This is a genomic window from Wenjunlia tyrosinilytica (assembly GCF_014646055.1).
Lineage (GTDB): Bacteria > Actinomycetota > Actinomycetes > Streptomycetales > Streptomycetaceae > Wenjunlia > Wenjunlia tyrosinilytica.
Map to the genome: position 1 here is coordinate 1 of NZ_BMMS01000066.1, position 14,710 is coordinate 14,710.

Sequence of the window (14,710 nt, forward strand, 5' to 3'; positions counted from 1 at the left end):
TGGTTCACCGCGGACCCGGCCACCACCGCCCAGACCGTGTGCCCCCTGCGCCGCGCCTGCGACAGCCGCTCCACCAGGAGCACACCCACCCCCTCGGACCACACCGTCCCATCGGCCGTATCCGAGAACGCCTTGCACCGGCCGTCCGCCGCCAACCCCCGCTGACGGCCGAACTCGACGAACATCTCCGGGCCGGACATGACGGTCACTCCACCGACGAGCGCCAGATCGCACTCCCCCGACCGCAGTGATCCGACCGCCAGATGCAGCGCCACCAGGGACGAGGAGCACGCCGTGTCCACGGTCACCGCCGGCCCCTCGAGACCGAAGGCGTACGAAATGCGGCCGGACGCCACACTGCTGGTCGTTCCCGTCAGCACATAGCCGTCGGCGTCCTCCGATGCCCCCCGTAGGCAGGTCCCGTAGTCCTGGCCCATCACTCCGGCGAAGACACCGGTCCGGGAGCCTCTGACCGAGGCCGCGTCGATGCCCGCCCGCTCGAAGACCTCCCACGACGCCTCCAGCAGCAGCCGCTGCTGGGGATCCATCGCCAGCGCCTCACGCGGCGAAATGCCGAACAGCCCGGCGTCGAAGGACGTCGCCCCGTAGAGGAAGCCACCCTCACGCACATAGGTNCAGCCGGCAGGCCATCCCGACGATCACCACGGGGTCGTCATGCGCCCCTGCCGCCTCCGGCGCCGCAGCGCCGGAGGCGTCGCGCTGGTCACCGCCACCGAGGAACCGTGCGGCCAGGTGCCCTGCCAGTGCGTCGGGGGCGGGGTGGTCGAACAGCAGTGAGGTGGGCAGTGGCAGGCCCGTCGCCGTCTTCAGGCGGTTGCGCAGGTCGACCGAGGTCAGGGAGTCGAAGCCGAGGTCCTTGAAGCTCAGCCGCGATTCGACGTGGTCCGGTGAGTCATGCCCGAGGATGATGGCGGCGTGAGTGCGGACCAGTTCGAGCATCACGCCACGCCGCTCGTTCTCGGACGCGGCGGCCATTCGGCTGTGGAGCGCTGACGGGGCCGCCACGTGGTCCTCGTCCCTCGTCACCGGCTCGTCGCTCGCACCCGTGAGGGCGGGCGAGGCAGCGTTCGGCGGGATGGCCTGAGCGGTGTCGTCCATCCAGTAGCGGCGCCGCTGGAAGGCATAGGTCGGCAGGTCCACCCGGCGCGCACCGGTTCCGGCGAACAGCGCGGACCAGTCGACGTCCACGCCATGAGCGTGTGCCTCGGCCAGCGAGGCCAGCATCCGGTCCCCGCCGCCCTCGTCCCGCCGCAGGGAGCCGACGGCCACCGCGTCGCCGCCGATGTCCTCGGCCGTGTCCAGGATCCCCCCGGCCAGCACGGGATGGGGCCCCATCTCGATGAACACACCGTGTCCGCGCCGCAGCAGGGATTGGACCGCGCTCTCGAAGCGGACCGGCTGCCGCAGATTGCGGTACCAGTAGTCGGCGCCCAGCGTCACCGTGTCCACGAACTCCGCCTCGACCGTGGAGAAGAACGGCACTTCGCCCGAGCGCGGAGCGATACCCGCCAGCATTTCGGCGAGTTCTCCCTCGATGGCCTCGACATGCCGGGAGTGCGACGCGTAGTCCATCGCCAACCGCTGGACGCGCACCCCGTCCGCCGCGCACTGGGCGGACAGCTCCCCGAGCGCGTCCTCGTCCCCGGAGATCACCACCGAGGCGGGGCCGTTCACGACCGCGACGCACAGGCGGCCCTCCCAGCGGCGTATCAGCTCCTCGGCATCCGTCAGCGGCAGCCTCACCGCCAGCATGCCGCCCAGGCCCAGGATCGGCTGGAGTGCGCGGCGGCGCAGTGCCACCACACGGGCGCCGTCCTCCAAGGAGAGCACCCCCGCCACACACGCGGCCGCGACCTCGCCCTGCGAATGGCCGACCACCGCCGACGGCTCGACTCCGCACGCCCGCCAGAGCGCGGCCAGGGACACCATCACGGCCCACAGGGCCGGCTGGACCACTTCCGGCGCGTCGAGTTCGGCCGCCCCGGGCACACCTCGCACGACATCGGGCAACGACCATTCGATGTAGGGCTCCAGCGCCGCCGAGCACGCCTCCATCGAGGCGGCGAAGACCGGCGAGCAGTCGAGCAGCTGCCGCCCCATTCCCGCCCATTGCGTGCCCTGGCCGGGAAAGACGAACACCGGACCGTCGGCCGCACCGCTCTGCCGGACGGCCGCTGTCGGACGTCCCTCGACGAGGCCGGGGACGCTCGCTCCCTCGGCGAGGGCGGCCAGCCCGTGCAGCAGTTCGTCCCGGTCCCGGCCCAGCACCACACCGCGGTGCTCGAAGCCGGTCCTGGCCGTGGCCAGGGAGTACCCGACGTCGGCGGGAGTCAGCGCCGGGTGCGCTTTCACATGGGCGAGCAGTCGGCCGGCCTGGGCTCGCAGCGCGTCCGCGGTGCGGCCGGAGACCGTCCAGGGCAGCAGCTTCGGGGAGTCGTCCGCCCCGTTGTGGAGGGCGAGCAGCTCACCGTCCGCCCGGCCATCGACGACAGGGGCCACGACAGGGCCGCCGGTGCGGGGCGGGGTGTCCCATTCCGACAGCACCACATGGCAGTTGGTGCCGCCCATGCCGAACGAGCTCACTCCGGCCAGCAGGGGCACATCGTCTCGGGGCCAGGCGCGCAGCTCGGTCGCGACCCTCAGATGGAGCGCGTCCAGGGGGATCGCCGGGTTGGGGGTCTCGAAGTTGAGACTTGCCGGGATGCGCTTGCGGCCGACCGACAGGATGGCCTTGAGGAGGCCGGCGATGCCCGCCGCGCCCTCGAGGTGCCCGACGTTGGTCTTGACGGAGCCGACGAGCAGGGGGGAGGCGTCGGGTCTGGCCCGGCCGAACACCGTTCCCAGGGCGGCCGCTTCGATCGGATCGCCCAGCGCTGTCCCGGTGCCGTGCAGCTCCACGTACTGCACATCGGCGGGGTTGACGCCGGACGTGTCGTAGGCCAGGCGGAGGACGTCCTCCTGGGCGGCGCGGTGGGGAGCGGTCAGGCCGTCCCCGCCGCCGTCGTTGTTCATCGCGCTGCCGCGGATCACACAGTGGATCGGGTCCGCGTCGGCGACCGCGCGCGCCAGGGGCTTGAGGACGACCAGGCCGCCGCCTTCGCCGCGGACGTAGCCGTTGGCGCGTGCGTCGAAGGTGTGGCAGCGTCCGTCCGGGGAAAGGCCGCCGAACTTCGCGGAGGCGATCAGGCTCTCCGGAGCGAGGGTGAGGTTGACCCCGCCCGCGAGCGCGAGGTCGGCCTCCCCTCGTCGCAGGCTCTCGCACGCCATGTGCACGGCCACCAGCGAGGAGGACTGGCCGGTGTCCACGGTGAGGCTGGGGCCGCGCAGCCCCAGAATGTACGACAGGCGGTTGGCGATGATGCCGCGGTTCAGACCGGTGACGGTGTGCTGCCCGATGGCCGCGAGTCCCTGCCGGTGGGCGAGCGCGGCGTAGTCGTCCCAGATGGCGCCGACGAAGACGCCGGTGCGGCTGCCGCGCAGCCGCACCGGAACGATGCCGCCCTCCTCCAGGGCCTCCCAGCCGAGTTCCAGGATCAGCCGCTGCTGCGGATCCATCGCGACGGCCTCGCGCGGGGATATTCCGAAGAAGCCGGGATCGAAACGGTCGACGTGGTCGAGGTAGCCGCCCCATTTGGCGTGTGTCTTTCCCCGCGCGGAAGGGTCGGCGTCGAACAGCGAATCCGCGTCCCAGCGGTTTGTCGGTGTTTCGACGACGGCGCTTTCACCGCGTTCGAGAAGTTGCCAGAACAGGTCGGGGTCGGAGGCCTTGGGCAGGCGGCAGGAAATTCCGACGACCGCTACGGCGCCTTCCCATGATTTTCCGCCTTCTGCCAACATGGGCACAGCCTCCACCTCATGAATCCGAGTCATCACTCGAACGGCGCAGCTACTGGTAGCAGCCGTGATGACACGGCGACCTGCGAGACGATCATGGTTCCGGCGATTGTTCATACTGGTACCTCGGGCCGCGGTACGTCCCGTGGGTCAGTGAGCGTCTAGGGGGACCACTACTGTTCACCGACGCCGTCGGGCGATCATCTGAACGCCGCGTCGGGGCTGGACCGTGATGTGGGTGACCACGTCCACCGGGTCGTCGTTGACCGCCTCGAAGTCCCAGTGCCGGCCGATGGTGGCGAGCGCCATGATGGCTTCCATGCGCGCGAAGGCGTTGCCGATGCACTGGCGCGGTCCGGCACCGAAGGGCAGGTAGGCCATGCGGGGCCGCCCGGGAGCCACGGCATGGCCACCGAGCGGGTCGGCGCCGTCGGAGGCGATCCACCGCTGGGGCGCGAATGCCTCGGGCTCCGGCCACCACTGCGGATCGTGGTGGACGACCCAGGGGCTGATCATGACGAAGCTGTCCGGCGGCAGGACGTAGCCCGCTCCGGTGTACTCCGTCAGCGTCCGCCTGACGGTGACCCAGACCGGGGGATAGAGGCGCAGCGCCTCGGAGAACACCGCGTCGGTCCAGACGAGCCTCGGCAGATCGGAGACCTCGGGGAGCCGGTCGCCGAGTACCTCGTCGAGCTCCGCGTGCATCCGCTTCTTGGCTTCAGGGTTCTTGCTCAGCAGGTGATAGGCCCAGGTCAGCGCACCGGAGGAGGTCTCATGTCCCGCGAACAGCAGGGTCATGGCCTCGTCCCGCACCAGTTCGTCGTCCATGAACTCGCCGGTCTCGGCGTCCTGGACGGAGAGCAGGACGGACAGCAGGTCGTCCCCGTCGCCCGGCCCCTGGCGGCGTTCCTCGATCATCCGGTAGATGATCTCGTTCAGGGCCTTGCGGCCCTTTCTGAACCTGCGGTTGTTGCGCAGCGGCAGTTTGATCACGAACCGGCCGAAGGGAACGACCTGCTCCCAGCGCAGCGGCCCTCCCCTCCGGGGGAAGGCGGTGCGGATCGTGTGCGCGACGTCCGCGTCGAGGGAGACGTCGAAGATGGTCTTGGCGACCATGCCGAGGGAGATCTCGTACATCTGCTCGTGGACGTTCATCTGCTGTCCGTCGGTCCACCCGGCGCTGGCCTCGGCGGCGAGTGAGGCGAAGGTGGCGCCGTACCCGGCGATCCGCTGCCGGTGGAAGATCGGCTGGATCCGCCGACGTTGCGTGCGGTGGAAGTCGCCGTCGCTGGTCGCCAGTCCTCTGCCGAGGATGATGGCCATGGGAGCGGCGCGGTTGCCTTTGCCGATCTTCAGCACGTCCTTGCCGAATTTGCGGTCGGAGGCGATGTAGACGTCCTGGATCACCCGCGGGTCGCTGAGCAGGTAGCCGTGCGAATTGCCGAAGGGGAAACGCACGACCGGCCCGTACTCCTCCCGGAGCCCGGTGAAGAATCGCGGCGGGTGGGCCGCCATGGTGCGCAGTTTGCCCACACCCAGCCAGGCGGGACCGGGAATCGACTCGGTGGGAGCGGGTGATCCGGTTGTGGTGCTGACATCGGTCACGGATGTCTCCTGGGGATCTTCGGTGGGAGACCGGGCTCCTGCGCCCGGGCAACCAGGCGGACCCCAGGTCCTGGGGTCGACGCGGCAAGGCGATTCAAGGGGTCAGATCAGGCTCGGACGCTAGCACCGCCGTTCGGACAGGTGGCGCGTCGGCGGCGTTGTCTAGGGAATTCCGGGTGGTGGGCCGTGCGTCTCGACAAGCATTACCTGATCGACGTACGGTTTACTCATGCGAGTAAGAGCGGCGGGCGGCGTAGAGGGCACGGGCGGCGAGAGCCGGACGTTCACCGCTACGGCGCGACGTGCGCAGATCGTGCGTGCCGCGATCGAGACGATCGCGGAAGTGGGCTTCGCCCGGGCGTCGTTCGCACGGATCACGGAGCAGGCGGGCCTGAGCAGTACCCGGCTGATCTCGTACCACTTCGCCGGCAAGGACGAGCTGATCGAGCGGATCGTCCAGGAGGTCTACGCCGCGAACGCGCGGTTCGTGGCCGAGCGGATGCAGGGCTCACGCGGCGCCGCCGAGTCACTGGCGACCCACATCCGGGCCGGTGTCGAGTTCATCGGCACGCACCGCACCCAGATGAAGGCGATGCTGGCGATCTTCCTCAGCGGCGGACTGCACTACGACGCGGCCACCGACCGTTCCGTCGTCTCGCCCATCGAGGAGATCCTGCGTGACGGGCAGGCCGCCGGGGAGTTCCGCGACTTCGACACCCGTGTCATGGCGACGACCATCCAGCGCGCCATCGAGGGCCTGCCCTTCCTCCTGGATTCCGAGCCGGACCTCGACCTGGACGCGTATGCCGGGGAACTGACGACTCTGTTCGAACTCGCGACCCGTCCGGAACAGGTGGAGCGGCCATGACCAGCGGCGAGGGAAGGCCCGTCAATCCGGCACTGAAGATGCTCTTCATGCTGGTGGTGGACCTGGGATTCCCCATCGTCATCTACTACGTCCTGCGCTCCGCCGGGGTGGGGAACATCCTCGCCCTGACCGTCGGCTCGCTGGTGCCCGCGACGAGCTCCGTGATCACCTTTGCCAGGGAGCGCAAGGTGGATGCCCTGGGCGCGTTCGTCACGGCTTTGATGGCACTGAGCATCGCCGCCTCGCTGATCACGGACAGTCCGCGGTTCCTGCTGGTCAAGGACGGGTGGCTCACCGGGGCCGCGGGCATGGGGTTCCTCGCCACCCTGCGCGGCAGGCGGCCCCTGGCCTTCACCTTCTCCCGACCCCTGCTGGAGAGGCAGTTCTCGGACTCGAGCGGATCCTGGGACGAGTTGTGGGAGCGGGTGCCGCGGTTCCGCCGGATCTGGCGCGTGTCCACGGTGATCTGGGGTGTGGGGCTCCTCATCGACGCGGCGGTCCGGGCGGTCATGGCCTACACCCTGCCGGTCGACGTCGTCCCCGCGCTCGGTGGCGCCCAGTACGGTGTGTTCACCGTGCTCATGCTGGTGATCGTCAACATCCACCAGTCCCGCGCCGGGCTCTGGAGCATCCTGCGGAGCGGCGCCCGGGAGCAAGGGACATCGGAGCAGGAGAGGGCGGGGTGGCGCTCCGGTTCCGCTCGGCCGCCCGCCACCTGAATCACTCGCCGCCCCAATGGGGCGCGAACATCCCTCCCCGGACAGCTGTGGGCCCGCGGAACCGTCCGCGGGCCCACAGCTGTTCAGGGAAGGCTCGGTCTCTTACGCCACGGGGGCGAGCCGGCACTTGAGCGGCTCCCACCAGGCCCGGTTGTCCCGGTACCAGGCGACGGTCTCCGCGAGGCCGGCGCTGAAGTCCTTGCGCGGCCGGTAGCCCAGCTCGTCGCGGATCCGGCTCCAGTCGACGCAGTAGCGGCGGTCGTGTCCCTTGCGGTCCTCGACGTACTCGACCATGTCCGGGGAGGCGTCGCAGGCGTCGAGCAGGAGATCGGTCAGCTCCCGGTTGCTCAGCTCGGTGCCGCCGCCGATGTTGTAGACCTCGCCCGCGCGGCCGCCGGTACGCACCAGTTCGATGCCCTGCACGTGGTCGTCGATGTGCAGCCAGTCCCGGACGTTGAGGCCGTCGCCGTACAGCGGCACCTTCCTGCCGTCCATCAGGTTGGTGATGAACAGCGGGATGAGCTTTTCCGGGAAGTGGTGGTGCCCGTAGTTGTTGGAGCAGCGGGTCAGCCGTACATCCAGGCCGTGCGTGCGGTGATAGGCCAGGGCGAGCACATCCGCGGACGCCTTGGAGGCCGAGTACGGCGAGTTGGGCCGCAAGGGGGCGTCCTCCGGCCAGGAGCCGGCGGGGATCGACCCGTACACCTCGTCGGTGGAGATCTGGACGAAGGTGCGCAGACCCTGCCGCAGTGCGGCGTCGAGGAGGGTCTGCGTTCCCACCACATTGGTGCGGACGAACTCCGCGGAGCTGACGATCGACCGGTCGACGTGCGACTCCGCGGCGAAGTGCACCACCTCGTCGTGGCAGGCGACGAGCTGTCCGACGAGCAGCGGATCGCAGATGTCGCCGCGGACGAAGGTGAAGCCGGGTCGGCCGTGCACGTACTCGAGGTTGGCCGGGTTGCCGGCGTAGGTGAGCTTGTCCAGGACAGTCACCGTGACATCGCCGGGCCCCCGCGGTCCGAGCAGGGTCCTGACGTAGTGCGAGCCGATGAACCCGGCGGCGCCGGTCACCAGGATCCTGGTGCTCATGAGGGGACCTGCACATGGCCGTGGTCGCCGATGACGAACCGGTGGGTGACGCGGATGCCGGGAGCGAGCGTCACCCGGACATTGCGTCCGATGAGTGAGGCCTCGACACGGCGGATGCTGTCGAACAGGGAGTCGCGCATGATGATCGAGAACTCGATCTCGCTGTTGCGGATGCTGCAGTTCTCCCCGACCGACGTGGACGGCCCGATGTAGGAGTCGACGACGACGCTGCCGGCGCCGATGACGGCGGGCCCGACGATGCGCGAGCCGCGGATCTCGGCTCCGGCGTCGATGCGGACCCGGCCGACGATCTCGCTGGAGTCGTCGACGAAGCCCTCGACCCGGGGCTCGAGCAGGTCCAGGAGCCTGCGGTTGACCTCCAGCATGTCGGCCGCGTTCCCGGTGTCCTTCCAGTAGCCGGAGATCACCGTGGAACGCACATCGCGGTCCTTGTCGATCATCCACTGGATGGCGTCGGTGATCTCCAACTCGCCGCGCCGCGACGGCCCTATGGCGCCGACGGCCTCGTGGACCGATGCCGTGAAGAGGTAGACCCCGACCAGGGCGAGGTCGCTCTTGGGCCGCTCCGGCTTCTCCTCGAGCCTCATCAGCCGTCCGGCCTCGTCGAGTTCCGCGACACCGAAGGCGGTGGGGTTGGCCACCCGGGTGAGCATGATCTGCGCGTCCGGCCGTTCCTTGCGGAACTGGTCGACCGCGTCGGTGATGCCGCCGAAGACGAAGTTGTCGCCGAGGTACATCAGGAAGTCGTCCTCGCCGAGGAAGTCCCGGGCGATGAGCACGGCATGGGCGAGGCCGAGCGGGGCGCTCTGCCGGATGTAGGTGACGTCGAGGCCGAAGGCGGAGCCGTCGCCGACGGCCTCACGGATCTCCGCCTCCGTTTCCCCGACGATGATGGCGACTTCGACGATCCCGGCGGCGGCGATCGCCTCGAGGCCGTAGAAGAGGATGGGCTTGTTGGCAACGGGCACCAACTGTTTCGCGGACGTGTGGGTGATCGGCCGAAGGCGCGTACCCGCGCCTCCCGAGAGCACGAGAGCCTTCACGGTCTCCATCCGGGTTGTGCGTGGCGTCAGCGGGCGGCCGGGTCGGCCGCCGCTATCTGGATGGCCCCTGACGGGCAGATCAGCTCTGCCTCACGTACGGCGCTTTCGAGGTCCTCGGGCGGGGTGCCGAGCCGCAGCACCACCAGGCCGTCCTCCTCGTTCTGGTCGAACACCGCGTCGGCGGCGAGTACACACTGCCCTGCCCCCACGCATCGGTCGCGGTCGATCGTGATCCGCATACTGCTCTCCTGTCTTCTCATGGGCGTGTCGGGTCCGTGTTCCGTCAGCGGTTGGCGACCATCCGCTCCAGTACGGGCACGAGTTCATGGGGGCTGGGCATGGCGGCGGACTCGGCCCGCAGCCGCTCGGCGCAGTCCGTGAAACCCGGTTCGGCGATCATCCGCCGGACCTGGCCGAGCACCTCCTCGGCGCCCGCCTCGCGGTGGTGCAGATAGACTCCGGCCCCGCTGTCCCGCAGCGACTCCCCACGCATCTCGTGGTCGGAGACGGAGGTGGACAGGATGAGCTGCGGTACCCCGTTCACCAGCGCGGTGGCGTATGTCCCGTACCCGCCGTGGTGGATGATCGCCGAACAGGTCGGCAGCAGGGTGTGGAGCGCCACCGAGTCGACGACCCGGGCATTGGCGGGCACCTCGCCGAGCCGTTCCCGCTGCGCGGGCAGCAGGGCCGCCACCACCTCGAGGTCCTCGTCGGCCAGGGCCTCGAGGATGTCGGGCACGCTGACGTAGTCACCGCCGTAGTCCTCGGTGTTGGACGATCCGAGGCTCAGGCAGACACGGGGGCGCTTGGGGGACTCGCGCAGCCAGTCCCACACCACCGCGTCACCGTTGTACGGAATGTGGCGCATGGCCAGTTCCCGCGACTGGCCGGGAAGCCGCTGAAGGCTGCCCGGCAGGGAGACGATGGTGGCCTCACCGTGCAGCATCTCCTCGTCGCAGGAGAAACCGAAGGGCTCGGACCGCGAGGTCAGCCAGTCGGCCAGGGGGTCCACCCGCTCGGCCTCGGGCACCGACTCCATGAGTTCCAGGAAGGTCCGCCGGGTCCGGCCCCAGACATCCTCGCACCACATCAGGCGCGCATGTGCGGCGCCGCTGATCCGCGCCGCGATCGCACCCGAGTAGGCCAGCGGATCCCGCACCACCAGGTCGGGCCTCCAGCTCTGGGCGAAGGCCGCCAGGTCGTCGATCATGGAGTCGTTGTAGACGGCGAACGCGTAGGGAACGCTCAGTTCGTACCGCTCACGCAGCTCGGACCAGTCCACCTGGCCGGGCTCGCACCTGCTCCAGTTGGCGGTCTTGTAGTCCTGCGAGTCGCGGTAGGCGGTCATGTCGCGGTAGATGTCGTGGTCGCGCCCGACGGGGAGCGCGGTCAGCCCGGTCCTGGTGATCGCTTCGGTCAGCCGCGGCGAGCTGGCCACCCGTACCTCGTGTCCCGCCACGGTCAGCGCCCACGCCAGCGGTGTCATGCAGTACAGGTGCGACTTCTCGGACAGACTGACGAACAGAACCCGCATCATGCTCCCCCAGGTCGGTGCTCGGACAGGTGGTCCGCGGTGTGCCGCGGCAGGACCTCGCCCAGCCAGGCGACGACGGCCTCGGCCGTGGTGGCGGCATGGGACTCCATCATCGTGAAGTGGTTGCCGGGGACTTCGGCGACGGTCTGGGCGCCGTCCCAGCTGCTCTGCCAGTCCTCGGGTGCCAGGGGGCCGGCCTGCTCGACGCCGACCGGCGCCTCGCGGGGCCGCACGAGCACCACCGGGGACTCCAGGTCGTCGGGAGCCCATTCGCCGACCATCCGGATGTACCAACTCATGGCGCTCAGCCGGGCGGTGTCCATATGGGCGAACATCGACTCGCGGTCGAACATCCCCCCGAGCATCTGCGCCGAGAAGCGGGTGAACGGTGAGTCCGCACGCGGCATATAGGTGTCCAGCAGGGCCACGCCCAACGGCCGCAGACCGGACTTCTCCAGGTGACGGGCGGCGGCGAGGGCCAGGATTCCTCCGGAGGACGATCCGAGCAGCACGAACGGCTTGCCGTCGGCGCACCGCAGCACCGAGTCCGCTTGCAGCCGCGCCACCGCGTCCAGCGAGGCGGGCAGGGGTTCACCGCGGCCGAAGCCCGGTGTCGGCAGCGCCCATACATCGCGCTCGCCGCGGAAGGCGGAGGCGAATCGTGCGTACTGGTGGACTCCGGCCAGGGCGACATAGGAGCTGAAGCAGACCAGGCTCGCCCCCGAGTCACCGCCGGCCAGCTTCACCCCGGCGGGAACGAGCGCCGACTCTTCCGGTGATTCGAAGACCGGCCGAAGCTCCGCCGCCGCCTGCAACAGCGCGAAGCCCTGGTCGATCCGGCCCTGCTCGCAGGCGGTGCGGAACAGGGCCCCGAGGGTGTCCTCGGACGAGCCCGCGGGGGCCGCGCCGGGTGCCGGGTGCTCCTTCTCCTCGTCGGGCGGAACCGACGCGAGCTGCTCGTACAAGTGGTCGGCGAGCGCGTCCGGGGTGTCGACGTCGAACGCGAGCGTGGGCGGCAGCCGAAGCCCGGTCGCCGCGTTGAGCTGGTTGCGCAGTTCCACGGCGGTCAGCGAGTCGAAGCCGAGTTCCGCGAAATGCTGGTCCGGGTCGATGTCCTGCGCCGAGGCATGACCCAGCACGGCGGCCACCTGGCCGCGCACCAGATCGAGCAGGACTGCCCGCTGCTCGGCCGCGGACCGCCCGGACAGCCGGGCGAGCAGCGAGGTCGGAGAGCCGGCGCCCTCGGCGGCGGCCCTCCGCGCGCCGACGCGGGACCGCGAGCCCCCGCCTCCATGACGCACCTCCCGCGCCACCGCGGCGAGAGCGGCGTCCGGGACGGTGAGGGCGGCATCGAACAGGGCGAGCCCGTGCGCCGCGGACAGCGGCCGCATCCCATTGCGGGCCATCCTTGCGTGGTCGGCCTCGCTGAGGCCCGCGGCCATCCCGCCGCCTTCCCACAGCCCCCACGCCAGCGAGGTGGCGGGCAGGCCCAGGGCGCGGCGGTGGTGGGCCAAACCGTCCAGGAAGGCATTGGCGGCGGCGTAGTCGGCCTGGCCCGCGGCGCCGAAGGTCCCGGCCGCCGAGGAGAACAGGACGAACGCGGAAAGGCCGAGATGGGCGGTGAGCCGGTGCAGCAGCCACGCGGCGTCCGCCTTGGGGCGCAGCACCCGCTCGACCTGCTCGTCGCGCAGTGAGGCGAAGGTCCCGTCGTCCACGACACCGGCGATGTGCACGACGGCGGTCAGCGGATGCTCGGCCGGGATCAGGCGCATCAGGTCCTCCAGTGCCGTGCGGTCGCCGACGTCGCACGCCACGAGCCGCGCCTCGGCGCCCTGCCCGGCCAGCTCGGAGAGCAGCGTGTCGGCTCCCTCGGCCTCGGGTCCTCGTCGTGCGGCGAGCAGGAGGTGCCGTACGCCGTGCTCAGCGACCAGGTGGCGGGTCACCAGGCCGCCGAGCGCACCTGTCGCCCCGGTGACCAGGACGGTGCCCTTCGGGTCAAGGGCGCTGAGGGCGCTCTCCCCCGGCTCGACCGGGACCAGCCGGGGCACGAGCGGTCCGCTGTCTCGAAGGACCGCCTGCGGGTGGGCGGCCACGACGGCGTCGAGCAGGCGGCGCCGGTCGGCCTCGTCCTCGAAGGCACGGGTGTCGTCGGCGCCGGAGTGCGCCAGGTCGAGCAGTTGCAGCCGTCCCGGGTGCTCGAGCTGCGCCGATCGGACCAGCCCCCACAGGGAGGCGGCGGCGAGGTCGGGCACGTCCTCCCCCGGCTCCACGGCGATCGCGCCACGGGTGACCAGCACCAGCCGGGAGTCGCAGAAGCGGTCATCGGTGACCCACCGTCGGCCCACGGCAAGGAGGTGGGACAGCAGCACACGGGTCGCCTTGGGCGGCGGAACCGTCCCGTGCGTATCCGGGTCGCACACCATCAGCACGGCTTCCGGGACTGCCATACCGGTGTCGACGGCCGCCGCGAGCGCGTCCAGGTCGGCGTAGGACTCCAGATGGACACCGGCGGTGTCCAGCGCCTCCGCCACACCCCCGTCACCGCTTCCCAGCAGGGCCCAGCGGCGGGCCTGCGCCGCGCAGGCGCCGGGACCGGCGGGCTGCCAGTCCAGCCGCAGGAGCGTGGCCGGGGTGTCCGCCTTCCGTGCCGGCTGTACCTGGTCGGGGGCGACCCTGCGCAGGAGCAGTCTGTCCGCGGTGGCAACCGGCTCGCCGGAGGTGTCGGCGACGGACACGGAGAACTCATCGGGGCGGTCGGCGGGAACGAGGTGGACGCGCAGCGCGGTGGCTCCCGTGGCGTGGAGCGTGACCCCGCTCCAGGCGAACGGCAGCATCGCCTCGGCGGGTGCGCCGTCCGCCGCGTTGCCCGCCGCGTCGACCAGCAGGGTCTGCACGGCGGCGTCGAGCAGCGCCGGGTGAAGAAGGAAGTGGGAGGCGTCGGCACGGTAGGGCTCGGGAAGCGCCACCTCCGCGAAGACCTCCCGGTCGCAGCGCCATACGGCCTCGAGTCCCTGGAAGGCCGGGCCGTAGCGGAACCCGCCCTCGGCGAACCGCTCGTACCAGTCCTCGTCGGCCACCCGGACCGCTCCCGGGGGAGGCCAGGCGCCGGGGTCCGGCGGGGGCGCCTGCGCCTCACCGCTCAATGTCCCCTGTGCGTGGCGGACCCAGGGCTCGTCGTCCGAGCCGGTCGGCCGTGAGTGCACGGTGAAGGCCCGCCGGCCGGTCTCGTCCTCGGCGCCCAGTGTGAGCTGGAGTTGGGCCGCCCCGCGCTCCGGGAGGACGAGAGGGGTCTCCAGGGTCAGTTCGGCGAGGTGGCCCAGGCCCACGTGGTCCCCGGCGTGGACCGCGAGGTCCAGGTAGGCGGTGGCGGGGAGGATCGCACGGCCCAGCACGGCGTGGTCGGCCAGCCAGGGGTGTGTCCGGGTGGACAGCCTTCCGGTGAAGACGACGCTGCCGGAGTCGACCAGGGTGACCGCGGCGCCGAGCAGGGGGTGCCCGGTCCGGTCGAGGCCGACCGCGGCCGGATCACCGGTGGGGACAGCCGCTTCCAGCCAGTAGCGACGGCGCTGGAAGGCGTACGTCGGCAGAGCGACTCGGCGCGCTCCCGTGCCGGCGAACAGCGCCGACCAGTCCACGGTCCCACCGTGGGTGAATACAGCGGCCACCGAGGACAGGAGGGACGTCAGTTCAGGACGGTCCCTTCGCAGCCCGGACACCAGAAGATGGCCGTCGCCCTCAAGGCACCCCTGGGCCATCGCCGTCAGGGTGCCGTCCGGGCCCAGCTCCACGAACCGGCCGACCCGGTGCCCCTCCAACTGACGGACCCCGTCGGCGAATCGGACCGTCCGGCGGACATGGCCCACCCAGTAGTCGGGACAGGAGAGCTCCTCGGCCGTGGCCGGCTCACCGGTGGCATTGGAGACGATCGACAGCCGTGGCTCCTGGTACGCCACGCTCTGCGCCACCCGGCGGA

8 protein-coding genes and 1 pseudogene are annotated in these 14,710 nt (G+C 70.7%); 2 read left to right on the forward strand and 7 right to left on the reverse strand.

Annotated features, from left to right (window positions below):
• A pseudogene (locus IEY86_RS34585) lies at nt 1-3,858 on the reverse strand (type I polyketide synthase); the annotation flags it as partial.
• A 177-nt stretch (nt 3,859-4,035) separates the two neighbouring features.
• Nucleotides 4,036-5,460: a cytochrome P450 gene (locus IEY86_RS34590; RefSeq protein WP_189135868.1), complete on the reverse strand. Its 1,425-nt coding sequence runs from the start codon at nt 5,458-5,460 to the stop codon at nt 4,036-4,038.
• Nucleotides 5,461-5,689: 229 nt separating this feature from the next.
• On the opposite strand from IEY86_RS34590, the gene IEY86_RS34595 reads away from it, so the two are divergent.
• Together IEY86_RS34595 and IEY86_RS34600 are read left to right on the forward strand one after the other, a co-directional pair.
• A complete protein-coding gene (locus tag IEY86_RS34595) occupies nt 5,690-6,328 on the forward strand; it encodes a TetR/AcrR family transcriptional regulator (protein ID WP_189135869.1) in 639 nt (212 codons plus the stop codon).
• A complete protein-coding gene (locus IEY86_RS34600) occupies nt 6,325-7,047 on the forward strand; it encodes a VC0807 family protein (RefSeq protein WP_189135870.1) in 723 nt (240 codons plus the stop codon). The genes IEY86_RS34595 and IEY86_RS34600 overlap by 4 nt, the downstream gene beginning before the upstream one ends.
• Nucleotides 7,048-7,149: 102 nt before the next feature.
• Here IEY86_RS34600 and rfbB read toward each other — a convergent pair whose 3' ends face one another.
• From rfbB to IEY86_RS34625, 5 genes are read right to left on the reverse strand one after another with little or no spacing between them, the layout of a single operon-like run.
• Nucleotides 7,150-8,139: a dTDP-glucose 4,6-dehydratase gene (rfbB, locus tag IEY86_RS34605; protein ID WP_189135871.1), complete on the reverse strand. Its 990-nt coding sequence runs from the start codon at nt 8,137-8,139 to the stop codon at nt 7,150-7,152.
• Nucleotides 8,136-9,203, reverse strand: a complete 1,068-nt coding sequence (locus IEY86_RS34610; protein ID WP_189135874.1) for a glucose-1-phosphate thymidylyltransferase — start codon at nt 9,201-9,203, stop codon at nt 8,136-8,138. The genes rfbB and IEY86_RS34610 overlap by 4 nt, the downstream gene beginning before the upstream one ends.
• 26 nt (nt 9,204-9,229) lie before the next feature.
• Nucleotides 9,230-9,442, reverse strand: coding sequence for a ferredoxin (locus IEY86_RS34615; protein WP_189135872.1), 213 nt, complete (start codon nt 9,440-9,442; stop codon nt 9,230-9,232).
• 44 nt (nt 9,443-9,486) lie between these two features.
• On the reverse strand, nt 9,487-10,740 hold the full coding sequence (locus IEY86_RS34620; protein WP_229699032.1) for an activator-dependent family glycosyltransferase: 1,254 nt from the start codon (nt 10,738-10,740) through the stop codon (nt 9,487-9,489).
• Nucleotides 10,737-14,690, reverse strand: a complete 3,954-nt coding sequence (locus IEY86_RS34625; protein ID WP_189135873.1) for an SDR family NAD(P)-dependent oxidoreductase — start codon at nt 14,688-14,690, stop codon at nt 10,737-10,739. Before IEY86_RS34625 ends, IEY86_RS34620 begins: the two co-directional genes overlap by 4 nt.
• Nucleotides 14,691-14,710 lie beyond the last annotated feature (20 nt).